This is a genomic window from Nostoc sp. FACHB-133 (assembly GCF_014698055.1).
Lineage (GTDB): Bacteria > Cyanobacteriota > Cyanobacteriia > Cyanobacteriales > Nostocaceae > Nostoc.
Map to the genome: position 1 here is coordinate 1 of NZ_JACJSH010000033.1, position 25,477 is coordinate 25,477.

The 25,477-nt window shown below is 41.4% G+C and carries 18 protein-coding genes; 7 read left to right on the plus strand and 11 right to left on the minus strand.

Going from position 1 to position 25,477, the window contains the following annotated elements; all coding sequences use genetic code 11:
• Positions 1–224: 224 nt before the first annotated feature.
• The 11 genes from H6G86_RS23675 to H6G86_RS23725 all read right to left on the minus strand — a co-directional run bounded on the left by H6G86_RS23675 (position 225) and on the right by H6G86_RS23725 (position 14,168).
• Positions 225–785, minus strand: coding sequence for an HdeD family acid-resistance protein (locus H6G86_RS23675; RefSeq protein ID WP_190936370.1), 561 nt, complete (start codon positions 783–785; stop codon positions 225–227).
• 824 nt (positions 786–1,609) lie between these two features.
• Complete coding sequence (locus tag H6G86_RS23680; protein ID WP_190936371.1) at positions 1,610–3,202, minus strand: iron uptake porin; 1,593 nt, start codon at positions 3,200–3,202, stop codon at positions 1,610–1,612.
• Positions 3,203–3,331: 129 nt separating this feature from the next.
• The gene (locus tag H6G86_RS23685) at positions 3,332–4,378 is read right to left on the minus strand and encodes a Gfo/Idh/MocA family oxidoreductase (protein ID WP_190936372.1); all 1,047 of its coding nucleotides are present in this window, start codon (positions 4,376–4,378) and stop codon (positions 3,332–3,334) included.
• Between the two features lie 295 nt (positions 4,379–4,673).
• On the minus strand, positions 4,674–6,074 hold the full coding sequence (locus tag H6G86_RS23690; RefSeq protein WP_190936373.1) for a sugar porter family MFS transporter: 1,401 nt from the start codon (positions 6,072–6,074) through the stop codon (positions 4,674–4,676).
• Between the two features lie 132 nt (positions 6,075–6,206).
• Entirely contained in the window at positions 6,207–7,205 is a 999-nt protein-coding gene (locus H6G86_RS23695; RefSeq protein WP_190936374.1) for an ABC transporter permease subunit, read from the minus strand.
• Entirely contained in the window at positions 7,202–8,758 is a 1,557-nt protein-coding gene (locus H6G86_RS23700; protein WP_190936375.1) for a sugar ABC transporter ATP-binding protein, read from the minus strand. The genes H6G86_RS23695 and H6G86_RS23700 overlap by 4 nt, the downstream gene beginning before the upstream one ends.
• Positions 8,759–9,027: 269 nt before the next feature.
• Positions 9,028–10,050: an ABC transporter substrate-binding protein gene (locus H6G86_RS23705; protein ID WP_190936376.1), complete on the minus strand. Its 1,023-nt coding sequence runs from the start codon at positions 10,048–10,050 to the stop codon at positions 9,028–9,030.
• Between the two features lie 38 nt (positions 10,051–10,088).
• A complete protein-coding gene (locus tag H6G86_RS23710) occupies positions 10,089–11,093 on the minus strand; it encodes an ABC transporter substrate-binding protein (RefSeq protein WP_190936377.1) in 1,005 nt (334 codons plus the stop codon).
• A 728-nt stretch (positions 11,094–11,821) separates the two neighbouring features.
• Positions 11,822–12,718 carry an inositol oxygenase family protein gene (locus tag H6G86_RS23715; protein ID WP_190936378.1) on the minus strand — a complete coding sequence of 299 codons (897 nt, stop codon included), beginning with the start codon at positions 12,716–12,718 and terminating at the stop codon, positions 11,822–11,824.
• A 503-nt stretch (positions 12,719–13,221) separates the two neighbouring features.
• The gene (locus tag H6G86_RS23720) at positions 13,222–13,545 is read right to left on the minus strand and encodes a DUF1815 family protein (RefSeq protein WP_190936379.1); all 324 of its coding nucleotides are present in this window, start codon (positions 13,543–13,545) and stop codon (positions 13,222–13,224) included.
• 137 nt (positions 13,546–13,682) lie between these two features.
• Positions 13,683–14,168, minus strand: coding sequence for a gluconokinase (locus tag H6G86_RS23725; protein ID WP_190936380.1), 486 nt, complete (start codon positions 14,166–14,168; stop codon positions 13,683–13,685).
• 171 nt (positions 14,169–14,339) lie between these two features.
• Here H6G86_RS23725 and H6G86_RS23730 point away from each other — a divergent pair, with 171 nt between their 5' ends.
• The 7 genes from H6G86_RS23730 to H6G86_RS23760 all read left to right on the plus strand — a co-directional run bounded on the left by H6G86_RS23730 (position 14,340) and on the right by H6G86_RS23760 (position 25,446).
• The gene (locus tag H6G86_RS23730) at positions 14,340–15,368 is read left to right on the plus strand and encodes a LacI family DNA-binding transcriptional regulator (protein WP_190936381.1); all 1,029 of its coding nucleotides are present in this window, start codon (positions 14,340–14,342) and stop codon (positions 15,366–15,368) included.
• A gap of 143 nt (positions 15,369–15,511) precedes the next feature.
• Positions 15,512–16,930: a glucuronate isomerase gene (gene uxaC, locus H6G86_RS23735; RefSeq protein ID WP_190936382.1), complete on the plus strand. Its 1,419-nt coding sequence runs from the start codon at positions 15,512–15,514 to the stop codon at positions 16,928–16,930.
• Between the two features lie 264 nt (positions 16,931–17,194).
• Positions 17,195–18,031 carry an SDR family oxidoreductase gene (locus H6G86_RS23740; protein WP_190936383.1) on the plus strand — a complete coding sequence of 279 codons (837 nt, stop codon included), beginning with the start codon at positions 17,195–17,197 and terminating at the stop codon, positions 18,029–18,031.
• A gap of 3 nt (positions 18,032–18,034) precedes the next feature.
• Complete coding sequence (locus H6G86_RS23745; protein ID WP_190936384.1) at positions 18,035–19,300, plus strand: lactate racemase domain-containing protein; 1,266 nt, start codon at positions 18,035–18,037, stop codon at positions 19,298–19,300.
• 772 nt (positions 19,301–20,072) lie between these two features.
• A complete protein-coding gene (locus tag H6G86_RS23750; RefSeq protein ID WP_199338409.1) occupies positions 20,073–20,273 on the plus strand; it encodes a fasciclin domain-containing protein in 201 nt (66 codons plus the stop codon).
• The gene (locus tag H6G86_RS23755; protein WP_242064932.1) at positions 20,206–20,700 is read left to right on the plus strand and encodes a response regulator; all 495 of its coding nucleotides are present in this window, start codon (positions 20,206–20,208) and stop codon (positions 20,698–20,700) included. The genes H6G86_RS23750 and H6G86_RS23755 overlap by 68 nt, the downstream gene beginning before the upstream one ends.
• Positions 20,701–21,216: 516 nt before the next feature.
• Positions 21,217–25,446 carry a chemotaxis protein CheB gene (locus H6G86_RS23760; protein ID WP_190936385.1) on the plus strand — a complete coding sequence of 1,410 codons (4,230 nt, stop codon included), beginning with the start codon at positions 21,217–21,219 and terminating at the stop codon, positions 25,444–25,446.
• Positions 25,447–25,477: the final 31 nt, after the last annotated feature.

Sequence of the window (25,477 nt, forward strand, 5' to 3'; positions counted from 1 at the left end):
AATTCAGAATCAGGTTTTGGGAAAAGGTTAAAGGGGAAGGGTTAAAGGTTTTTTCTTTCCCTTTGCCCCTTCCCCTTTAACCTTTAACCGAGAAGTATTGAAACCTAACCCCCTAACCCGCTTCCCGATGCGGGAAGGGGGAAAATTCAAAGTCTCTCCTTTTAGGAGAGAGATTTAGAGAGAGGTTTTCCAGATGCCGTGAAAAGTCAGCCCCTGTAACCAATTCAAATTCCTATTCTCTGGTTGGGAATGCGACGGCTAGGCAGTGAGAGCGCGATCATCCAAACACCCGTCAACAAAAAATTAATACCTGCAAATAATCCCAGCACCCAAGCTGCACTGAAAGGCCATTGATACAAAATTAAAATTGCCAGAATAATGGCCATCATGCCACTAAACAGTGTCCAACCCCAATTTGGATCTGGACGTACTTGAAATGCTGTAATTACCTCAAATACACCCTCAGCAAAAAAGACAATTCCCAAGGCTAATGTGAGGGAGAGTGCAGCACCAAAGATGTTGCCAATCAACATAATCCCAGCAAGTACATATAGAATACCAACCACTAGCTTTAGCCAGAAGCCTTTTTGTCGTCGTGATTGCAATGCGTGGACAATTCGGACAATACCAGCGATCAATAAAAACCAAGAGATGACGATTGCGATCGCAATAGTGGCAACGAATGGTTCTGCGATCGCTGCCATGCCTAGCACAATCATTAAAATGCCTAGAACGATGAACCATCCTAAGTTTTGTCTCTCTTGACCAACGTTTTCAGAATTCATAACAGGTTTACCAAATGGGTTAAAATTGGGTTTTATTCAAGGATTTATATTCGTCTTAATTACTTCATTTCTTAACTACTTAAGTTGTGTAGACTCTGCTTCAGAATATATTTACCAAAGCTATTTTCGGTATTGCATATTTGTGGGATGGACAAGATACCCATCTTTGTCTTTCTAGGCGGTTGGTATGCCCATTTCCCAAAAATAATTCTCGTTACTTTGCCTCTAAGTTTGTTTTAAGATATAAATGCTCAATCTTAAACAGTCATAAAGATATTTAAAGCACGCTATAGCACTTTTAATCTGCACAACTTTGGCGCTCATGTTGCCCACCCTACAAGTAATTTATTTTCAGGACTTACGCAAAATAATGAAAAAACGAACCGCATTCGCGCAGCGTCTCGTTAGAGAAGGACGCAAAGTACACAAAGGAATAAGAGTTTGAGAGACTTATTGCGTAAGTACTAATTTTTACGGATGCAAATTAAAATATTTTTAGCCTATTAGTATGAGTATGGACAAACGGAATCGTAATCCGCATAAGTAAAGAATTTACAATATCTGAAGTTTTAACTTCCTCACTCCCTAGAGATAAAGCAAGTCCTAGCAAATACTGATATTTAGCTTTGATTAATCTTTATACAGAGTGATGAAATAAAGTAGTGAAGATGCTACTAGAGTACGGCGGAATTTAGCTAATAGCTCAGTGAACAAGACTTGGCTAAAATCCCCTTATTAAAGAGACTTATTGTATCAGTTTTAATATTCGAGTATTTTCGATTGATTGCGAGTTGGCTAACAGACTCTGTTAGCCAACTAAACCATTAAAAATCGAAGGTTGTACGAAGCACCCCCACATACTGCGTATCATTCCTACTGTCGTTTTCCGGGTTGAGAATCACCCAAAAACCAGGAGTTACTGAGATATTATCATTGAGGCGGTAGCGATAGAATGCTTCAATATGGTAAGCGGTGTCTCGGTCTTGACGGATATCACTGTTAGAGACACGCGGTGGTATACCAAAGAGAATTCCTGGCAGGTTGCCTTTACCGCCCACATCGGGAAACGACATACCAATCGCCCCAAACCAAGCATTGGCATTATCACCATTGTTTACGAAGAGAGAATCTGTTCCACCCCTACCATTAGAAATATCGCTGAAACCAGAGTTTTTTGCATTTGCCCAAACATATCCACCCCAAGAGTGAACCTGGAAATTTTGGGAAAAGCGATAGTATCCTTGTACGCCAACAATGCTATTGGAAGTGGCAATGTTATTTCCAAAGGGAGCATTTGACAGGGCGCTGCCTCTACCGGCGTTGATATCTACAGTACCAGCAGGGTTATAACCATGAGAGTAGGCGACACTAATAGCCCCTTGTTCGCCGTAATATGCTAGGTGGGCTAGAGCATTGTAGCCGCCATCAAATAAGCCATTTTGCGCTGATGGAACGTTCGGATTATTTGCTAAATAGCCCAAGGTGAGAATCAAGTTTTTACTGATACTCCAGTTAGCGGCTGCACCACCACCACCCCGCTCGAAGAGGGGACTGTTTTTACCAAAGAGTGAGGGAATCCCATTACCATCATCGGCGATCGTGGCAGGAGTGATGTTGTTTGTGATGTCGTTGTAACCAATACCTGTGGGGCCAACAACGAAAGAAAGGGAGTCACCAACGGGGAAGTAGTAACGGATGTGGGGAATTATTAGTGTATTGTTGCTGTCATTGTCGAAATTCAGTCGTGTCATGCCTGTGCCTGTAGCTGCGGCAATTTGACTTGCACCATTAGAATTTGTAAAGTTGCCAAACTCTAGCCGGACTCGCAATAAATCTTTACCGGTGAAGCTACTCTCTAAGTTGAGACGACCCCGGTTAGCAAAATACAGACGGGATTCATCGCTTTGTCCACCTACTCTATTACCAAAGGTATCACTAATGGCCGTAATAATTTGAGCATTCAACTTAGTAGTGGTGGAAAATTGCTGCTGCTCCAGCGTTGCTGTATGTGCTTCCAGGGTATCCACCCGGCCACGCAGAGTTGCCAATTCTGCCGTAAACTCTGTCTGCAAATTTTGCAGCACTGTCAAATCTTCTTTTTTGACTAAATCATTAGTACCCACAGCAATTAATTCATTCACCCGGTCTAAACAAGCATTTAAACCAGCAGCAAATTCATAACGACTCAAGGCACGATTACCACGATAAGTTGCATCAGGATAACCTGCAATACAGCCATAGCGTTCGACTAGTGATTGCAGTGCCTGGAATGCCCAATCGCTCGGTTTGATGTCGGAAAGTTGGGAAACAGAATTGACTTGTCCTTGCAAATTTCTATCATCTTCTGGAGGTGCTGCCCAAACTGCTGGAACTGCGAAAAATAGGATAAAAAAGCTATGCAGAAGAATTTTAATCATGGACTTATTTATGTGAAAATGGTTGAATTCTGACTTTGTAAAGAAAGAAATTGCAGTCGAACAAAAGCTTCTGGCTTATAAGCTAGCCAGCATTAAAGTTAGATATTTTGAGTTGAAATTTTAGATTACTTAAAGCAACGCTATAACTTTTTGCTCATTACTGCTTTTAATGGCTGCTTCTATAATCTGCATTACATTAATTCCGTCTTCGGCAGTAACAGCAACTGGCTGATTATCAACAATAGATTTATATACTGCGTCGTAATAGCCTAAATAACTGCCCTGTGAGCTTTTTACTTTTTCCCGAATTACTTTTGTATCTTTTTCTGTATGCAGCAAGCCATATTCACTTTCCGGCTCTGTATACCAATCAAGTGTATTAGGCTTGATACCCGCGACTAAATACTGTTCTTGGGCATCGGCTCTGCTTTTGAGAAAAGAACCCTTTGTGCCATGTATGATATAGGCAGGTGCGGGTTCACGCACAATGAAACCCGCTTTTAACTTAACGCGCAGCTTGTCGTAGTATAGTATCAACTCGAAATAATCATCTACCTGTGATCGCACTCTTGTGATTCGGATGTCTGCAAAAATAGCATCAGGCATCCCAAATAAATTCACAGCCTGGTCTATTAAGTGCGGGCCTAAATTGTTTAATATTCCTGCACCTGGACTGGGAATTTCTATGTGTTGTTTATGACTGAGTGCTGGTTTATATTTTTGAAATTGAAATTCTGCTTCAATAATATCACCCAGCAAGCCTTCTTGTATAACTTTTTTTACTGTTTTAAAATCACTATCCCACCTGCGGTTTTGATATACAGATAATTTCTTTCCCTGTTTTAATGCCAATTCATTCAGTTGTTCTGCTTCTTTCACTGTTGTGGTAAATGCTTTTTCTACTACTACATGCTTGTCTGCCAGCAAAGCCTGTTTCGTATAATCGTAATGTGTATAAGTTGGTGTATTTATCACCACCAGAATTACGCGATCGTCGGCTAGCAATGCTTCCAAAGAAGGATAGCTTTTTACTCTTGGATAATCTTCCTGTATTAGCTTTTTGCTTCTTTCCCAAGAGCCTGCTAATTGAAAACCTGGATGCAAATCAATGAACGGCGCATGAAAGACCCTACCGGACAAACCATAAGAACAAAGAGCCGTATTGAGAGTTTCCATCTTTTTATTGATTGACTGAAGCGAAAGCTTGTATTTAGTTGTTGTTAGATGTTCCAGATAAAGTTTGCAGCATCAGGGCGGGCAAGATGCCCACCCCACAAAATTTACAGCAATCTTTTTTGATTTGAGACCAAATCCATTTGTATCAGAATTATTCTTCTTTCCTATTCTCAGCGCCCTCAGCGTCTCTGCGGTTTTTTAATCATTCAGATGCTACTGAATTTGATTTGAAAAGTCGAAAATAAAGTTTTTTACGAATGATTCAGTTCAGAATTACAAATTAGGCAGATGAAAATTACATATCTTCCAACTCAATTCCTTTGGTTTCTTTAATAAAAAAGAAAATGAAAAAGAATGAGGTAGCCGCCGCAATTGTATAAAGTCCATAGGCAGAACCTAGACCGAAATATTGGAGTATGGGAGGAAATGTTGTGGAAATAAGGAAATTCGCAACCCATTGAATTGCAGCAGCAACTGAAAGTGCAGCCGCTCGAATCTTGTTATTAAACATTTCTCCCAACAATACCCAAACCACTGGCCCCCAGGAGAAACCGAAGCAAAATACGTAGAGGTTGGCTGCGATGAGAGCCACAGTCCCGACGCTTCCGGTGAGAGCGGGGTTTCCAGCAGCATCTAGGGGAGCGTTGCCAAAAACATAAGCCATCGTTCCCAAGGTCAGGGTCATACCAATAGAACCTATTATCAGCAAAGGCTTGCGACCAAATTTATCCACGAAGGCGATCGCAATCAGTGTTGTAATAATATTGACGGCTCCTGTAATCACCGTGATTGATAGGGAATCTTTTTCGGAAAACCCGACAGCCCGCCACAAAACACTACTGTAGTAGAAGATTACATTAATTCCAACAAATTGCTGTAATACAGATAAGCCGATTCCTATCCAAACAATGGGGAGGAGTCCGCCACTTCTGCTTAAGAGGTCAGAAAATTTAGGTTGGCGTTCACGAAGCACTGTCTGCCGAATTTCTTCGATTTTTGGCAGTACGTCACCCCCCAAAATCTTGGTCAGAACGTTAACAGCTTCTGATTCTCGTCCTTTGGCAACCAAATAACGGGGAGATTCAGGAATTGTTAAAGCTACCATCCCATAGAATACTGCTGGTGGGACTGCTGTCCAAAACATCCAGCGCCAAGCTGCAACCCCAAACAAAAACGGCGAGTCTGCTGAACCTGCTGACGTAGCGATAAAGTAGTCGCTCAATAAGGCAACGAAAATTCCCACTACGATCGCTAATTGTTGCAGAGATCCTAACCTTCCCCGCAAATGGGTAGGAGAACATTCTGCAATGTAAGCTGGGGCGATGACGCTAGCAACGCCGATTCCAATCCCACCCAATACTCGCCAAAAGATAAAATCCCAGATTGTGAAGGCCATCCCAGAGCCAATGGCACTGATAGTAAACAACACCGAAGCGACCACCATTGCCTTGACTCGACCATAACGGTCTGCAATCTGTCCGGCAAAGAAGGCTCCTACCGCAGATCCCAGTAATGCTAGAGACACTGCCAGTCCTGTCACCCAACTACTGGTGTTAAAAGCTTTTGCTAATGATAAAACTGCACCGTTGATTACAGCAGTGTCAAAACCGAACAGAAAGCCGCCGAGGGCAGCAGCGCCAGCAATCAAAATCACATAAAACGTGCTGGATTTACGACGAACAGTAGTAGAAGACATAGTTTATATATTGGGAATTGGGAATTGGGAATTGGGAATTGGGAATGGGGAATGGGGAATGGGGAATTACTTAATAACCAATAGTTATTCTTCTCCTACCTCCCCTGCCCCCTGCTTCTTCCCCAATCCCCTTTATCGTCTGGAACGTCTGCGGAGTCGGTCAATCATGACTGCCAAAATAATTACTAGTCCTTTGACGACTAGTTGCCAGAAGTAAGATAGGTTCAACAGAGTTAAACCGTTGTTGAGAATAGCAATGATTAATGCACCTAAAAGAGTGCCGCCAATGGTACCAATACCACCTGTGAAGCTGGTTCCACCAAGAATAACAGCTGCGATCGCATCTAATTCGTAACCTTGACCCAATATGCCACTGGCACTATAAAGACGGCTGGCGCTCATGATTCCTCCTAAGCCTGCCAGTAATCCGCTAATACCATAGACAAATAGCAAGACACGATTAACTTTAATCCCAGTTAATCTGGCTGCCCGTTCGTTACCACCTACTGCATATATCTGCACTCCTAAAACTGTTTGCCGCAATACAAACCAGCTAGCGATTACAGTCAGTAGTGCAATGATTACTAGCCACGGCAGAGGCCCGACGTAACTATTACCTACCCAAGCAAAATTGATGTCTCGGTTAATCAGCGTTGTACCCTTGGCAATCAAAAATGCCACACCTCGCAAGGCTGTAAGTGAACCTAACGTGACAATAAAAGGTGGCACATCCAAGAAGGTAATGAGAGCGCCGTTGACTAAGCCTAAAAGCAATCCTGCCAGCAACGCAGCAGGTACAGCCGCCCAACTTAAAGCCGGCAGTAGCGATACCAGCAGTCCAACTACGGCAGAAACAGCCAATATTGACCCAACTGAAAGGTCAATACCGCCGGTGAGAATTACAAAGGTCATTCCTGTCGCCAGCACAATATTGATTGATGCCTGACGCAAGATATTGACGATGTTGCCGCCGGTGAGAAAGTTGGGAGAAAGGAATGCAAATAAGATGCAGATAATTACTAAAATCGGTAGAATACCCGCAACTTCCAGCAGAGTGCTGATTGATTTTCGGTTACGGGATGCGGGATTGTTGGCTGATTTATTGATAGGCGGTCTGACTGTCTGACTCATAATGCTGATACCTCCGATGCTCCAGTTGCATAATGCATAATCTTTTCTTGGGTGATTTCTTTGCCAAGGCTGCCGTCCAGTTCGCCTACCAGTTGTCCCTCTCGCATCACTAAGACGCGATCGCTCATACCGACAATCTCTGATAGTTCGCTGGAAACCATTAAAATAGCAACACCTTGTGCTGCCAATTCACTCATAATTCGATAAATTTCACTTTTAGCACCGATATCTACGCCGCGTGTCGGCTCATCTAACATTAGTACTCTAGGTTTAATGGCTAACCAACGCGCTAGCAGTAGCTTTTGTTGATTCCCACCAGAAAGATCCAGCGCTCTAATTTCCAAATTGGCTAGACGAATATTAAAGTTTTCTACTGCCTCTGTTGACAACCGATTCACTGAAGGCCAGTTAACAATTCCACCTTTGGCATCCTGCTTGAGTGTATTGATAGCAATATTTTTGCGGGCGCTCATCTCTAGAAATAAACCTTGGTCTTTGCGGTCTTCCGGAACGTAGCCAATTCCGGCAGCAATGGCATCACTGGGCGTATTAATTTCCAGTTTTTTGCCATTTAAAAATACTTCACCACTGGCTTTGCGGTCAGCACCAAAAATCAGCCGCGATAGTTCTGTGCGTCCTGCACCAACTAACCCCGCTAAACCGAGAATTTCCCCTGCATGAAGTTCAAAGCTAGCCGGCTCAATCTTTTTGCGGGCATCGCTCATGTTTCTGACTTCTAGCACCACCGGGCCAGGATTCATTTGCCGTTGATGTTCGTAAAAGTCTTGCATGGAGCGACCAACCATCATCTGCACTAATCGCTGTGGAGAAATTTCGCTGCGTGTGAGACTACCAATATATTGACCATCGCGCAGGACGCTAATCCGGTCAGCTAAAGCATAGATTTCTTCCATCCGATGGCTGATGTAAATAATCGCAATGCCATCACTCCGTAGTTTGCGAATTACTTCGAATAAATGGTCGCTCTCGCGGTCAGATAGGGCTGCTGTTGGCTCATCCATCACCAAAACGCGGCTTTTATCTTTCAGCGCCCTGGCAATTTCGACTTGTTGCTGTTCTGCGATGGATAAAGTACCAACTATAGTCTGGGCTGTAAAATTGGCTCCCAAGCTATCTAACACTTGCTCTGCTTCCAGTTGCATCGCTTTGCGGTCTAAAAACTGACCTCGCCGCAACTCGCTACCCATAAACATATTTTCGGTAACGGTTAAATTAGGTGCAACGTTCAGTTCTTGATAAATAAGATTAATACCTGCTTTGCGTGCTGTCGCCGGATCGGTAATTTTCAGGGGTTGACCATTGATGCGAATTTCTCCTTCATCAGCAATGTAAGCTCCTGCCAAGATTTTCATCAATGTGCTTTTGCCTGCTCCGTTTTCACCCATCAGGGCATGAACTTCTCCGGGATAAATCGTGAGATTAACATTTTGGAGCGCAGATACACCATGAAATCGTTTGGTAATCCCTTGCATTTCTAATACAGGGGTGGTGGTTGGTGCATCAGGAAATGAGGTTTCAATACTTGTTGTCATGAACATCTCCTGTAAAAAGAATCTAAAAGTCGCAAGTTGTGAGTTAGAAATTAATCAACTCACATCTGATGTGAAATTAAAAGCATCACAAAATTCTGTTTTAAAAAGCGATTGCTATCTTGGGAAGCTCTGAATATTGAAAGGCAATATTCAGAACTTTCTACAAATGCACATAGATACATCATGGGTATGTGCAAAAACTATGTCAATGTATCAAAAGACTCAATTCAGCTTAGACACAACTCTTAATTGCGAATTTACAATTATTATTATTTCCAGCCTTTTTCTGTGCTGACATTATCTTTTGTAATCAGCTTTACGGGAATCAAAATGGTGGGATTAGTAGGTTTTTTCCCATTTAAAATGTCGTTTCCAACCTGAACTGCTTTTTCAGCCATCCCTCGCGGATTTTGAGTAGCGGTTGCAGCATATATACTATCTTTAGCTGCGATCGCAGTGATTGCTTCTGGCGCACCATCAACCCCGACAATAAAGAAATCTTTACGTTGTGCTTGGTTAGCTGCTAATTCTGCGCCAACTCCACTCGGATCGTTGATGGCAAAAACCGCATCAATTTTTGGGAAGGTTGTCAGCAAATCAGTCATAACTCTTAGTCCTCCATCCCGACTCCCTTCTGCATTCTGGTTTTTGGAGAGGATTTTGATATCGGGATATTTAGACAGTACACTCTCGCAGCCACTAACTCGCTGAATAACTGAGTCTACTGGCGGGCCATTAACTATTACTACATTGCCTTTACCTTTGAGGCGATCGGCAATATATTTGCAACTAACTTCTCCAGCTTGGACATTATTAGTAGTGATAGTGGCATCCACACCTCCCTCAGCACCAGTATCTACCGCAATGACAATTCTACCAGCTTGTTTCGCTTTTTCAATTGCTGGTTTAATGCCACTTTTATCAGCAGCATTGACGATAATAATGTCAGTATTGGAAGCAGTGAAATTTTCAATTTGATTGGCTTGTTGATTCAGATCGTAAGCGCTGGAAACTACAGTTACATTGACATCTTTACCGCCAATTTTCTTGGCTTCTGCCTCAGTTGCTTGTCCCATGAGGACGAAGAAAGGGTTACTTAAATCGCCAACGGTAAAGGCAACTGATCGTAATTTGGAATTCCCAGTGGCAGTTTTAGTCTCGGCACTAGTATTTGTAGCAGGTTTTGTCTCAGGGTTAGTAGCACTGTTGCCATCGGGAGAAGCATTTGTACAGCCGACAACTCCACCACTGATGATACCTAGTATGCTAGCTGCGATCGCAATCCTTTTCATGTTTATCTATTTCCTAAAGTTAATTAAAATTTTCTTACTTACCAGCCTTTGTAGCTGCTGAGATTATCTCTAGTAACCAATTTGACTGGAATCAAAATCTCAGATGACTCAGGTTTTTTGCCCTGAACGATCTCATTTCCCACTTGAACTGCTTTTTGAGCCATCCCTGCGGGATTTTGCGCCGCAGTTGCAGCAAATACACCATCTTTGTCTTCCATTGCTTTGGTTGCATCTGGCGAACCGTCAACCCCAACAATAAAAAATTCTTTGCGTTTTGCTTGTCTTGCGGCTAAGTCTGCACCCACACCGCTTTGATCGTTCGTGGCAAAAACGGCATCTATTTTGGGAAAGGTTGTAAGTAAATCACTCATTACTCTCAAACCTCCATCCCTTGTCCCTTCAGCGTTTTGGTCTTTAGAGATGAGTTTGATATCAGGATATTTGGCTAATGACTTTTCACAACCACTGACTCGCTGATTGATTGAATCCATCGGCGTACCGTTGAGGATGACTACACTACCTTGACCTTTGATGCGATCGGCAATATATTGACAAGCAATCTCACCAGCTTGGGTATTGTTAGAGCTAATCATCGCATCTACGTCTGCATCAACGGCTGAATCTACTGCAATGACAACCTTACCTGCCAGCCTTGCTTGGTCAATTACTGGTTTAACTCCTTTTTTATCAACAGCGCTGAGGATAATTAAATCAGTATTTGCAGCAGTAAAATTTTCGATTTGGTTGCTTTGTTGGTTCAAATCAAAACCACTAGAAACCGCATTCACTCTAATATTACCGCCGATTTTCTTCGCTTCTGTCTCCGCACCCTTCTGCACTGCATTATAGAAAGGGTTTCCCAAGTCACCCAAGGCAACACCAATTGTTTGCAATTTTCTATTTGGACTATTAACTTTAGTCTCTAAACTAGTGTTGGTAGCAGTATTAGTAACATTAGCAGCAGAGTTGTCATTTGGAGCGCTATTTGTGCAGCTCACAAAAGTGAAACCTAATATGCCAACAATGAGCGCAATTGTCTTCATTTTTGTCTTATTTTTAACAATGGATTTAAATTTGATCAAGGTCGGCAGAATATTAAACATGTCTAAAATAATCAGACATTACCTAATATTTCTACAGGATTTGGCATTTTCAACTCTTATTTAATATCTTGCAAACTGATGTGATTTGAGTTGCTGCTATTCATTCCAATTCACTAAAAAAATTATTTTTAAAGCAAACTTTTGACGATTACATCACGTCATTCACACTAGTTTTTGGTGAAAATGCTTTTTTAATGTGCTTGGATTGAAACTACCTTTTCCGCAAAATTTTTAGAAAAGGATATTATTCGACTTGAGAACATCTGCTTGTCTTTTTATGAGTTTATCCTTCCTTAGTACCAAAATGAGTTTTAGTTATTAAATGTTACAAAACAAAGAAAGATTTTTAATCTATCTTTAGTTAAAACTCTTGAAATTCTAGTGCTGAAAAATGTTAAGTATTTTTAAGATTAAGCAAATTCAAAAAACTTAACATTTCCAGATTGAAATATCATAATTTAGCTTGGAGGATAACCAGTTTTAGATTTTAGATAATGCAGTTGAAAGATTTCAAATTCTAAGCTTCAAACTAGTTTTCAGCACCAATCTATAGATATAGGGTTAATCTAAAATCCCAAACCTGAAATTGATTAACTGCTCCTAGCATCTCCTATAAAAATGGAAATTTTTTAGCGCACAGCAATAGCTAGTAATTGAGTGTCAGCAGTTTAAAACTTTAACGTCGCGGGTAGATATTTAGCCACTAAATCTTCATAGTATGGTCTTAAGTTTTGCCAATCGGGAGGAGTAGGGTTTTTTGAATACAAATCATAAGGATTGAATAAATTCACCCATTTAAACATTTCGCGATCGTGTTTATCCATCAAATGGCTATATGCGTTTTCGCGGTGTTGAGGATAAAATGAGTGATAGCGAAGCATATACAATGCAGGCTCAGGCAAATAGTTTTTCATTATTTGATATAAATACTCATCGTGACCCCATGAAATATGTACATTAATCAATCCACAATTCGGCTCGTAAATACCATATTTAGTGTTGTAATTGGGATTATTGTAATCAGGGTTTTCTTTGAAAAATTCCGAGAAAACAATTTTATCAGAGAATGCACAACCCACTGGATAAGTATCACCGACAGTAGCCCATTGAGGCTCACCAAATAGACAAAGTACCTTTCCCAGATCGTGAAAGAAGCCGGTAAGTACCATCCAATCAGGATGACCATCAGCGCGAATGGCTTCTGATGTTTGCAATAGGTGTTGTAGCTGATCCATATCTGTATCAGGATCTGAATCATCTACTAATTGATTCAAAAATTCAACCGCATCCCAAACAGACATTTCTTTTTTATCAAACTTGAGAAAATTCTTTTCTTTCTCAAGGACAAAATTATATGTTTGATTAATATGATTTAACCGATAAAATTCTTTCACCGTATCTCTAGTAGGCGTTTGGTAATTCCTATACTCTTCGGTGGTTTTACCTTCTTTAACTATGCTGTCTGGATTGGGATAGCGATTGAGTAAGTCTTCTTCCCACTCTTCTAACGAATGTAAGGGGTTGTTTTGAGCTTGTTCGATGGAATTCTTTAAAATCTGAGACATATCCAATACTGCTCGGTTAAGGATTTTTAACTCGGAATTGGGTTTGGGGAAAAGGTTAAAGGATAAAGGTTAAAGGTTTTTTCTTTCCCCTTCCCTTTTCCCCTTAACCGACAAGTATTAGAGACATATCTTGTTACTTGTCGGTATGATTTTCTAAATCGGACTTTGGGAATCCATTTATGCACAGGTGTGCAAAAGCTGTAATTGATTTATTTTTGCACACGTGTGCAAAGACGTGTGTTAAGTTTCTTTTCCATCTGCAAAACCCTGTACAACACACTTCGTCAAGTTTTTTTACAATCCAATCGGGATTAGACAAAAGTATTGATAAAGTACACGAGATTTAGAGCGCAGACTTAAAACCAAGTACTTATGCGATCTGGGTAGGAATAAGTTTATACCAACAAATAATTCATCTGTTGGATAGATTTTTGAATAAATAGCTTTATACACACCTGTGTAAAATCTATATTAAGTTTTTTTCGGTTTTACCTAGAAGAGTGTTAAGTTGTCAATTGTATGGCGTGCGAATACTTGATAATATTAGCCAACTCTTGCAATTGTTTTATTGCTTCTGCACCCTCCAACTTCATTAATTCGCGATCGTCCCATAATTCCATCCAAGTAATTCCGTAATCAGACACTACAAAACGAATCAGATGCTTTTCTCGTAGGCTAACCATAAATGAAGCACTCTTCATTTGGTCGCCGCACGTATAACATGAGGCAGAATACCCACGCCGCTCAAGAATAATTGTCAAGGCTTGTAGGTTCATTACCAAGTCTTGAACGAATTCTTGATGTTGTTGCGCTAATCTTAGAAACACTAGTTTTCTCCTACCACTACAGTTATGTGGTTGCTTTTAAAGATTCTTTAGACTTACATCCGACGTATTTAGTTGCCAAAAGTTCGTGTTTTCGTAGAGACGTGATTAATCTTAATCTTACGGTTTTAACCAATAAGCTAAAGTCTCAAAGCCGTTCTAATATTCTGGACAATGATCTGGGGTGGTTGTGCAACATCCATAGATATCGTATCTAATGGTTCTTCGAGAGTATCAAACTGGCTATTGAGAAGTTTTTCGCTCATGTAATGATTACTACGTTCTTTTAACCGTATTTGAATCAACTCATAAGAGCCTTTGAGGTAAACTAACTTAGTGCGAACGCTATCCGATACCAAAAATTGCCGATAGCTGTCTTTTAAAGCCGAACACGCCAGCACGACATTTTTATTTTCTTGCAGCCAATGTTTAATGGCTGTTTGCAAATCTTGCAACCAAGGCATCCTGTCAGCTTCAGTCAATGGGATACCGTGCCGCATTTTTTCAACATTCTCTGGTGAGTGGAAACTATCAGCGTCACTAAACTCCCAGCCTAAAGAGTCTGCTAGCAGTTTTCCTATGGTGGTTTTGCCAGAACCAGATACACCCATGACGATAATAATCATATTTTTTGAAGAAAAGTTAAGTTATTGAGGTAAGGGACAGGAGGCAGGAAGTAAGACTATTGAATTTTTGTATGCAAAGAGTTGTATTAAAATCTCTTGACAAATAACCATTATTTTCTATAATACATACAAATGCACAGGTGTGCATTATTTTAAAATCTAAACTAAAAAATGAATAAACGAAGAATTTCAATTGAAGATATTGCTCGCAGAGCAGGTGTTTCTCATTCCACAGTTTCACGTGCTTTGCGGGATAATGCTCTCATTAGCCCGAAAGTGCGAGAAGAAATTAAGCAACTGGCCCAGGAGATGAACTATGTGCCAAATGCTATAGCTCAAAGTTTGCAAAATAAACGTACTAATACCATTGGTGTAGTTGTAACTTCCATTGCAGATCCCTTTTTTGCTGAAGTAGTAGACGGCATTGAACAGATAGCCAGACCAGCCGGATTGAGTGTTTTGTTAAGTGCTTCACACCGAGATTTTGAGCAGGAAATGGCAGCTATTGATACCTTTCATCGCCGGAGAGTAGACGGAATCTTAATAGCCGACTCACGAATTAGTAAACAGCATGTAAAGCAGCTAACCCAAATTGCTGTACCAACAGTTTTAATTAACAGCCAGACCGAAGATCAATCAGAAATATTTCACTCAGTGGCAATAGACGATCGCTTAGGTGCTAGATTAGCCACAGAGCATTTAATAAGTTTGGGACACACTGCTATTGGTTATTTGGGTGTAAGCGATCGCAGCAGGTCAAACCGCGAGCGCCTAGAAGGATATCAAATAGCTCTTGCTGAAGCTGGTTTACCACAAAATCCTGATTGGGTTTCAATTAGTGACGAGTATGATACCAGAATCAGCGATGTCGCCACCGGACAAAATATGCTGTCTAAACTATTGACCTCTGAGGTAACAGGCATCTTTTGTTACAACGATATGGTGGCAGTTGGCGCTCTTTTAGCTTGCCAAGAACTAGGTATTTTAGTGCCACGAAATTTAAGCCTGGTTGGTTTTGATGGTATTGCTTTAGGTAGTTACGTTACACCGGCACTTACAACAGTCAGCCAGCCGATGTTAGAAATTGGTGGCTATGCCATGCAAATGTTACTTGATTTATTAGAAGAAAAGACTGTGAAAAACCGCGTTTTATCTCCTTTTCTAGTAGAGCGTGGTAGTAGTGCAAGATTAATACAGTAATTTGAAATCGTGTCTATCTTGAAAATTGTAGTTTTTGTGTAAATCTACAAGAGAAAATGTTTCAAAATGGACAACTTTTTCTCTGTGTTTAAGACAAATTATTTACACTCAGCAACAGTAAAAATTTTAGCCAAACAAAAAATATGTTAACCAAAAAACCGATTTTATCTCCTGATCGCTGCTTCTCTCCAGAACCAGTTCAAAGACGACTAGCCCATCAATTCTTTGACAGCATATCTGCATTGCCTTTGGTCTGCCCACACGGCCATGTAGATCCAGCCCTGTTAGCTAATCCAGCAGCCCGTTTTGGTTCACCAACCGAATTATTTATTATCCCTGACCATTACATTTTGCGGATGCTTTATAGTCGGGGCGTTCCTTTGGAAGCTCTAGGCATACCTACTCGTGATGCACCGCCAGAAACTGACCACCGGAAAATCTGGCAATTGTTCGCCGAACATTTTTATCTATTCCAGGGTACTCCATCAGGGTTGTGGCTCAAAGACGAATTAACTAATGTCTTTGGGGTGGATGAAGCTTTAAATTCTCATAATGCTGGACGTATCTATGATTATCTGGAAAGTTTATTAGCCTTAGCTGAGTTTTCCCCTCGTGCTTTATTCAAACGCTTTAACATCGAAGTGCTTTGTACTACCGATACAGCCAGTGATAACCTAGAGAATCAGCGATCGCTCCACGAAGAAGGTTTCACTCAAATTAGACCGACTTTTCGGCCAGATGCAGTAGTTAACCTAGATGCTCCTGGTTGGCGGCAAAATCTGACCAAATTAGAAAGCAGTATCAGTAGAGAAATTAGCAGTTATGCTACTTTTGTACAAGCTTTAGAAGAACGTCGGGCTTTCTTTAAAAAAATGGGTGCAACAGCTACTGATCAAGGTGCAGCTACACCTTATACCACACGCCTTACTGACCAAGAAGCAGAAGCTATCTTTGCTAGAGCATTAAATGGCAAACTGAATCCAGGAGATGTGGAGCAGTTTACCGGTCATATATTCATAGAAATGGCTCGGATGAGTGTAGAAGATGGCTTGGTGATGCAAATGCATTGTGGCGTTATGCGTAACCATAACCCAGCTTTGTTTGAGAGATTTGGAGCTGATAAAGGTGCTGATATTCCGCTAAATATAGAATGGACTCGAAATCTGCACCCATTGTTGTCAGCTTATGGAAACGATCAGCGCTTCCGTTTAATTATTTTTGGTATGGATGAAAGCACTTATAGCCGAGAGATGGCTCCTTTAGCTGGTCATTATCCTACTATATTGCTCGGGCCGCCTTGGTGGTTTCACGACAGCGTAAATGGCATGGAACGCTACTTCAATCAGGTAATGGAAACTGCCGGAATTTATAATACTGCTGGGTTTAATGATGATACCCGTGCTTTCGTTTCTATTCCAGCCCGTCATAATGTCTGGCGGCGGGTAGCTTGTAACTGGTTAGCCGGATTGGTAACACGGGGATTGGTTGATGAAGAGGAAGGGTATGATATGGCTCGCGCTTTAGCTTACGACCTTGCTAAAAGTGCTTACAAATTAGACTAATACAAATCAAGCTACTAGAATTAGCCCTTTCAAGGTGACTTAATTATTACCCCCCTTAATCCCCCCTTATAAAGGGGGGAAACAATAAAATCCGGTTCCCTCCCCTTTATAAGGGGAGGGTTAGGGTGGGGTAAAAAAATATTTGATACATCAATCATAACTTTTCAAACATCCTCTTAAACAGGAATTTATTAACCAAAATTTTTACCCACCTTGAAAGGGCTAGTCCTGATATTGATTTCTTTAATTACGGATTGAAATAAGATGTCAGATTTGATTTTAAATAAACTTTTTAGCCTGAAAGATCAGGTAGCAGTAGTCACAGGCGGTTCAGGTGTACTTGGTGGAGCAATGGCAAGGGGTTTAGCCCTTGCTGGAGCGCGAGTAGTCGTTCTAGGCCGCAATGAAGCACGGGCGAGTGCAGTAGTAGCTGAAATTACAGCTAACGGTGGAGAAAGTATGGCTGTATTGGCAGATGTTAGCGATCGCTCCCAATTAGAAATAGCCAGAGATAAAATTATACAGCGTTGGGGTCAAATAGACATCTTGGTAAACTCGGCTGGCGGTAATATTCCGGCTGCCACAATTACCCCTGATGCGACTATTTTTGAGATGCCACACATAGCCTTTGAGGAAGTAGTTAGCCTAAACTTACTGGGTACTCTATTGCCCAGCCAAGTTTTTGGTCAAGCAATGGTCGAAAAAAAACAGCCCCACGGTTGTATTGTCAATATTTCTTCTATGTCTGCCATCCGAGTGATTAGCCGCGTGGTTGGCTACTCAGCCGCTAAAGCTGGGATAGACAACTTTACTCGTTGGTTAGCCGTCGAACTTGCCCAGAAGTATGGGGATGGAATGCGAGTAAATGCGATCGCGCCAGGCTTCTTTATTGGAGAACAAAATCGAGATTTACTCCTAAATCCAGATGGCAGTTTGACCTCGCGTGGACAAAAAATCATCGAGCATACCCCAGCCGGACGTTTTGGGAAACCGGATGAATTACTCAGTACCTTGATTTGGTTATGCAGTTCTGGTTCTAGTTTCGTCAACGGGGTAGTTATACCAGTAGACGGTGGGTTTAGTATCTACAGTGGAGTTTAATTTATGTATTCACTAGCTGTAACTAACGGCACACTTTCCGACGAGCAAGTTTCCGGGCTAGTTCATCAAGCTTTGGCAGACCGTCAGTTAGATGGACAGCGTATCTTAGTATTAATTCCAGATGGCACTCGTACTGCTCCCATCCCTCAAATATTTCGATTGCTGCATCAGGAGTTGGGTAAAAGAGTTCCGGCTCTAGATTTTTTGATCGCTCTGGGTACACATAATCCTATGAGTGAAGAACAGATTAATCACTTAGTGGGGGTGACACCAAAAGAGCGAGAGACAACCTTTAAAAAAGTTCGCATATTTAACCACCTGTGGAATGAGCCAGATACCTTTATTTCCTGTGGAGTAATTTCGGCAGATGAGATAGCAGAAATTAGCCTGGGAATGCTACATCAGTCCGTTGAAGTCAGAGTTAACAAGCTTGTAACACAGTACGATCTAATAATGATTTGCGGCCCTGTGTTTCCCCACGAAGTTGTCGGTTTTTCTGGTGGAAATAAATACTTTTTTCCCGGTATTGGTGGTCAGGAAGTAATTGATATATCCCACTGGTTAGGTGCTTTAATAACTAGTTACGAAATCATTGGTACATCAGGAATAACACCAGTTCGGCGCTTGATTAACCGAGCCGCTAACCTAATTTCTACACCGAAACTTTGCTTGGCAATGGTGGTTGCACCCAAAACAAATCAGCTAGCAGGACTTTACATAGATAAACCAGAGTCAGCCTGGGAAGCCGCCGCAAAATTATCCGACAAACTGCATATTACTTATGTAAATCAGCCTTTTAAACAAGTGCTTTCAGTAATGCCCGAAATGTATGATGACATTTGGACGGCCGCAAAAGGAATGTACAAGCTAGAGCCAGTAGTGGCTAACGGAGGCGAAGTAATTATATATGCCCCTCACATTACTGAGTTTAGCTACACACACGGTGAAATTCTGTCTCAAATTGGCTATCATGTGCGGGATTATTTCCTCAAGCAGTGGGATAAATTCCAAGCTTATCCCGGTGGAGTGCTGGCTCATAGTACTCACTTAAAAGGTATGGGTACATTTGATTTTATAGAAGGGGAACAAGCGCGGATTCGCGTCACTTTAGCCACTGGTATTTCTGCTGAACGTTGTGCTGCTCATAACTTAAACTATCGCGATCCAGCTACAATTCGACCTACAGAATGGGCTAACCGTGAGGATGAAGGAATCTTACTTGTGCCGAAGGCTGGCGAGATATTATACCGTCTAACTATTGATAAGTAAGCCGTCAATTTAGAGATGGCATAGATTTGTACCAGTAGTCTGCCAACCCAAAATTGTTAGGTGAGGGCTGGGAAAAGGGAAAAGGTTAAAGGAGTAAACATCTTTTCCCTTTCCCCCTTGCCCTTTACCCCGCCAAGTTTCCTTGGCGAACTACTAGCTATTCATAACCCAATCCCTAACGATAGCTAAAATCTTTAGGGAGACATGAACATTTAATTGTGCAGATATAGCAACTGCTGATGTTGAGCTTCAGGCATGATTGCCTATCAGACGTTCCAAGGATGAATTATCTAGAGTGTTCAATATCATCCTCGAAAGCGAAGTCGCAGGTGCAAATTTCACAAGAGAGACGAGCGCTCATCTAAAAAATCAAGTCTATTATATATTGTTGAAAGTTGCTTTGCTACTACTAAACGATAGAAAAACTCTACTTCTTTAGACATAATTAATATTGATAGCAATAGTGACCGAGCATCAGAAGAATTTAAATATTTTTTATCATAAATTTTATTGCTAAATTTATACAAAATATACAAATCATACGCTAATAAAACATTTATTAAAACATGACATTTAACAATAGGATGTTAAAGTAAATATTGTTAAGAAAAATTATGTTGAGTGGGCCAAATAAATAGTTGATATTGGCGATACTGCCATGAAAGCTAGTATTTTTAGGGAAACTCCAAAAAATAAATTATTCAATTTTTAGAATCAAAACAAGTTTTCCTCTCCCTGCTACCTGCCCTAAAAGCAATGGGATATTTTTTATTTGGAAGTCCCTAATACTCTACTTGCTGCAATCAAAGCTGCTCAGGAAGTAGACACTTTCAAAATTAATAGCCCATTCACCGTTTTTGTGCCTACTGATGAGACGTTTATTGAACTTCAAGCAAGCACAATAGATGTACTGCTTAAGGGCATTCCAAGCTCAAGAAAATCTCAATTTTGTAACTGTGATGTATCTAAATAATAGATTTCCTACTAATCCTCAATTTCTTCAAGGGCTACGAGTACTCCTTGTAGATAATGATGTCAATTTTTGCAATTCGTTCACGTCGAAGTTGCAATTTTATGGTGTGAATGTGCAAGCGGCATTTATAGAAGAGCAAGCTTTGGAAATATTTGTGCAATGGCAACCTGATATCCTGTTGAGTGATATTTCCTTGCTAAATGAGGATGGCTACGATCTGATTCACCAAGTAAGAACACTTACGGGAGAGCGAGGCAAAGTAGTACCAGCGATCGCTCTGACAAGCACTGTAACTGAAGATATGTATCAACACGCTCTTTTAGCTGGGTTTAGTCTATGCTTTGCTAAACCCGTAGTTGTTGATGATTTTGTTGCGGTGCTTGGCATTTTAGCAATTGCTAATAATCCTCATCTTCATGCTAACTAGCTTTAATTAATGTCTTAGATATAGTAGTCTAACTTTTGAGAAGTAATGATATGGGTCATTTCTTGGTGGAGATAATTGTTTTGAAAATGCTACTCATAAATTTGATAAATAATAGGATTAATCTCAGGAATTATCAAATGGATATTTTAACTCAATTAGTTTTGATTTTGAGTAGCGGAATTATTGGTATTGCATTCATTATAGCTTCTTATTTATTGGCACTGACTTAATAATTACTAATTCGCAATTTGTATTTAGTAATTAATGGTATAAGTACCTCAATTAATTGAGGGAGATAAAAAACAAAATTTCTTTTTCAAGCCCAAAACTAAAGTTGTGGCTTAACAATTACGAATTACGAATTATCAATTACGAATTATTCTGACTTGGATTTAGTAAATTTAAATTGTTTATTTAATTTGTATTTAAACTATTATTAAATACAAGGGAAGTAAGTAAACTGATCTAAAATATAAACCTAATCTGCCAAATCATTGCAGTGCTAAACTTCATCCTATGACATCCGATCAACCCTTTGAGCAACCTGTATCTGAATCTACCGCTAATGATGCGTTCGACGTAGAGCAGCAAGACATTGCAGATGCTTTATTTCCCGTCGTTGGCATTGCCGCCTCTGCGGGTGGATTAGAGGCGTTTATGCAGTTGCTCAAATATTTGCTTACCGATACAGGGATGGCATTTGTGCTGATTCAACACTTAGACCCTAACCACAAGAGTCTGTTGAGCGAGATTCTGGCAAGAACAACTAAAATGCCCGTCACTGAAGTGCTAGATGGCGTGACTATAGAACCTAACAAGGTCTACGTTATTCCGCCTAACACTAAGATGATATTGTCTGGTGGGGTGTTGCAACTCTCGCCACGAGAGAAAGTTCAGGGTAAATATATGCCTGCTGATGCGTTCTTTACTTCATTGGCAGCAGATCGAGGGCACAAAGCGATCGCAGTAGTTTTATCTGGAGCCGATGGAGACGGTTCGCTGGGGTTAAAGGCAATCAAGGCAGCCGGAGGCGTGACTTTTGCTCAGTGTGAAGACACGGCAAAATTCGATAGTATGCCCAATACCGCCGTTGCCACTGGGAATGTCGATTTTGTGCTGCCGCCTCAAAAAATTGCCGAGGAACTGATAAACCTCAGTCGCAATCCTTTTATTTTTGACTCACAGTCGCTGATCGCAATTGAGAAGTTGCCCGAACAGGGGGATGCCCTGGCGACTATATTTGTGTTGTTGCGATCAGCAACTGGCGTTGACTTTAGCCACTACAAGCCCAACACCCTCGATCGCCGAATCCAAAGGCGAATGCTGTTGTATAAACTAGAACGCTTGCAGGATTATGCCCAGTTTTTGCAAGAAAATCCAAGTGAAGTCAAAGCGCTCTATGAAGAAATTCTGATCCACGTCACCTATTTTTTCCGCGACCCCGAAGCATTTCAACTCTTGAAAGAGCGAGTCTTCCCCAGTATCATCCAAAACAAATCAGCATTGCCGATTCGGATTTGGGTAGCTGGGTGTTCCACGGGCGAAGAAGTCTATTCGATCGCCATCTCCTTGCTGGAGTTTTTGTCGGATAAAGTTACCCTACCGCCGATCCAGATTTTTGCCACAGATATCAGCGAGATAGCGATTGACAAAGCAAGATCGGGCATTTATGTAGAGAATCAAATGATGGAAGTCTCACCAGAGCGCCGCCGCAGATTCTTTAATGCCCTTGAAGGCGGTGGGTATCAAATTAGTAAAGCCGTCCGCGAACTGTGTGTGTTTGCCCGACAAGACTTGGGTAGCGACCCCCCTTTTTCTAACTTAGATTTAATTAGCTGCCGGAATGTACTGATTTACTTGGACGAAACGTTGCAAAAACGGATATTGCCCATCTTTCATTACAGTCTCAACGCGACTGGCTTTTTGCTGCTAGGAACTTCAGAAAGCACTGGTCAATATTCAGAGTTGTTTACTCTGATTGACAGAAAGAATAAAATCTATGCCAAGAAGCTAACTGCAAATCGTCCAATTTTATCGTTCGTTACCAGCAATTATCCCCTCGCAAAAGTGGAGGAACCCAAGCTGACCAATGAGAATCGATCGGATGAGTTTGATTTAGACAGAAAAACTGACCAACTGATCTTGAATCGCTATGCCCCAGTGGGTGTAGTAATCAACAACAAGATGGAGGTGCTGCAATTTCGGGGAGAAATCGATCTCTACCTAAAACTTTCACGTGGAAAACCGAGTCTCAACTTATTTAAAATGGTGCGCCAAGGCTTGCTCGTAGAGCTACGCGCGACAATTTATCAGGCACAACGGCAAAAAATTCTAGTTAGAAAGGAAGGGTTACGAATTGAAGAGGGCAATCTTTCAAAAATCATCAATATTGAGGTGATTCCATTCAAGCCTGCGACCGACGAAGAATTCTACTTTTTGATTTTATTTGAAGAAGCCCCACCCACGGTTAACAATCTCAGCACGGTAAATCCTGAGAGCCTAGAGCAGCCAGATTTAGAGCAAGAGATTGTTCGGCTCAGACAAAAACTCGCAAACGCCAATCAAGAGAAGGCCGCGACTCAAGAATATCTGCAAGCAGTGATCCAAGAGCAGGAACACATCAATCAAGACCTGAAAGTTGCCAATGAAGAAATTCTCTCCAGTAATGAAGAGTTGCAAAGCACCAATGAGGAGCTAGAAACTGCTAAAGAAGAGATTCAGGCAACCAACGAAGAACTCAACACAACTAATGAAGAACTTCGCTCTCGAAATCTGGAATTACACCAAGTTAACAACGATCTGACGAATTTGCTTGGCAGTATCAATATTCCCATTTTGATATTGACTTCGGACTTACGGGTTCGACGTTTTACGCCAATGGCGCAACGGCTTTTTAATTTAATTCCCGCCGACGCTGGACGACCTTTGAGCGATATCAGAGCTAATCTGAATATTCCTGACTTAGAAACTCTAATTTTAGAGGTACTTGATACACTCAGCATCAAAGAATTAGAAGTCCAAACTCTAGGGGGACATTGGTATAATCTCCGCATCCGTCCTTATCGCACCACAGAAAACCAGATTGACGGTGTAGTGCTGGTGTTAATAGATATTGATGTTCTTAAACGCACTGCTACAACCTTAGAACAAGCCCGGAATTATGCTGAAGCAATTGTGGAGACGGTACAAGTGCCATTAATCGTGCTTGATTCTGATTTTCGGGTGAACAAAGCCAATCGCTCGTTTTATGAAACATTTCAGGTTTCACCATTAGAGACAACGCAATCTCTGATTTTTGAACTAGGGAATGGTCAGTGGAATTTACCTGGACTACAACAACTCCTAGAAGACATTCTCGCCAATGATACCACTATTCAAAACTTGGAGATAGAGCATCGTTTTGAGCAGATTGGGCAGAAAACCATGCTGCTAAATGGTTGGAAAATTATTCAACAGGGAGAGGCTCAAAGGATTTTGCTGGCGATTGAAGATATTAGCGATCGCAAGCAGTTTGAGTTAGAGCGATCGCAACTTTTAGCACAGGAGCAGTCAGCCCGTCAAGAAGCGGAAAATGCCAACCAAGCTAAAAATGAATTCCTGTCGAACCTCTCCCATGAACTTCGTAACCCGCTCAATACTATACTCGGCTGGGCGCAACTTATCCGCACCGACGCTTTAGATGAAGCAGAAGTCACTCGTGCCTGGGAAGTGGTAGAGCGGAGCGCTAATGTGCAAGCTCAGTTAATCGATGATATGCTGGATCTCTCACGGATTACGAGCGGAAAGCTTCATTTAAACACTCGTCTAATCGATCTAGTTTCAGTAGTGAATGCCGCGATTGAGTCTATCGAATTTTCCGCAGAGGCGAAAGGCATTCAAATTGTTTCACAGTTGAACTCGGCGACAGTTGTCGGAGATTTTGACCGTTTACAGCAAGTTCTGTGGAATTTACTTGCTAACGCGATTAAGTTCACTCCAGCCGATGGGCGAGTGGGAGTTATGCTCGAAGCTGTATATAGTCACGCTGAAATTCGAGTCAGCGACACAGGAATTGGCATCCCGGCAGACTTGCTGCCGTATATTTTTGAGCGCTTCCGTCAAGGAGATTCCAGCAGCAGCAAAACAAGTCAGGGACTTGGATTGGGCTTGTCAATCGTCCGTCATATTGTAGAACTTCACGGTGGAACAGTTCAAGCGCAAAGTCCAGGCCAGGGACAAGGAACCACAATTATCATCAGGCTGCCTCTGCGCTCAATGCCGCCAGAAATTACACCGCCAACTTATTTAGAGCCGATCGTTTTGTCAGAGACTCAGCACACATTAAATGGTAAAAATCCATCCTTGAGCCTTGAAGGATTATGCATCTTGGCTGTAGACGATCAAGCGGATAGCCGCAACTTAATCAAGTCGATGTTAGAAAATTTCGGGGCTGAAGTAGTAGTTGTTACATCGGCAAGGGAAGCGATCGCTGCTCTAATTGAATCTCCTGGCAGATACGATCTGCTTCTAGCAGATATTGGGATGCCAGAGCAGGATGGTTACTCCCTGATTCGTCAGATTAGAGAGCTTGAGGCTGAAGCTGGGGGACAAATTCCAGCAGCAGCAATCAGTGCCTATGTCACTGAGCAAGAGCGATCAAGGGCAATTGATGCTGGTTTCCAAATGCATCTAGCTAAACCGATTGAACTGACTCAATTGGTATTGATGATTGCAAAGTTGATTGGACGAGTCATAGATAATTCATAATTCGGGCTTGCTGAAAAAGTCATAAAAAAGC

Excerpts from the sequence above, each read along its gene's own strand:
- H6G86_RS23675 (WP_190936370.1), bottom strand. The coding sequence starts at position 785 with ATGAATTCTGAAAACGTTGGTCAAGAGAGACAAAACTTAGGATGGTTC.
- H6G86_RS23680 (WP_190936371.1), bottom strand. The coding sequence starts at position 3,202 with ATGATTAAAATTCTTCTGCATAGCTTTTTTATCCTATTTTTCGCAGTT.
- H6G86_RS23685 (WP_190936372.1), bottom strand. The coding sequence starts at position 4,378 with ATGGAAACTCTCAATACGGCTCTTTGTTCTTATGGTTTGTCCGGTAGG.
- H6G86_RS23690 (WP_190936373.1), bottom strand. The coding sequence starts at position 6,074 with ATGTCTTCTACTACTGTTCGTCGTAAATCCAGCACGTTTTATGTGATT.
- H6G86_RS23695 (WP_190936374.1), bottom strand. The coding sequence starts at position 7,205 with ATGAGTCAGACAGTCAGACCGCCTATCAATAAATCAGCCAACAATCCC.
- H6G86_RS23700 (WP_190936375.1), bottom strand. The coding sequence starts at position 8,758 with ATGACAACAAGTATTGAAACCTCATTTCCTGATGCACCAACCACCACC.
- H6G86_RS23705 (WP_190936376.1), bottom strand. The coding sequence starts at position 10,050 with ATGAAAAGGATTGCGATCGCAGCTAGCATACTAGGTATCATCAGTGGT.
- H6G86_RS23710 (WP_190936377.1), bottom strand. The coding sequence starts at position 11,093 with ATGAAGACAATTGCGCTCATTGTTGGCATATTAGGTTTCACTTTTGTG.
- H6G86_RS23715 (WP_190936378.1), bottom strand. The coding sequence starts at position 12,718 with ATGTCTCAGATTTTAAAGAATTCCATCGAACAAGCTCAAAACAACCCC.
- H6G86_RS23725 (WP_190936380.1), bottom strand. The coding sequence starts at position 14,168 with ATGATTATTATCGTCATGGGTGTATCTGGTTCTGGCAAAACCACCATA.
- H6G86_RS23730 (WP_190936381.1), top strand. The coding sequence starts at position 14,340 with ATGAATAAACGAAGAATTTCAATTGAAGATATTGCTCGCAGAGCAGGT.
- uxaC (WP_190936382.1), top strand. The coding sequence starts at position 15,512 with ATGTTAACCAAAAAACCGATTTTATCTCCTGATCGCTGCTTCTCTCCA.
- H6G86_RS23740 (WP_190936383.1), top strand. The coding sequence starts at position 17,195 with ATGTCAGATTTGATTTTAAATAAACTTTTTAGCCTGAAAGATCAGGTA.
- H6G86_RS23745 (WP_190936384.1), top strand. The coding sequence starts at position 18,035 with ATGTATTCACTAGCTGTAACTAACGGCACACTTTCCGACGAGCAAGTT.
- H6G86_RS23755 (WP_242064932.1), top strand. The coding sequence starts at position 20,206 with ATGTACTGCTTAAGGGCATTCCAAGCTCAAGAAAATCTCAATTTTGTA.
- H6G86_RS23760 (WP_190936385.1), top strand. The coding sequence starts at position 21,217 with ATGACATCCGATCAACCCTTTGAGCAACCTGTATCTGAATCTACCGCT.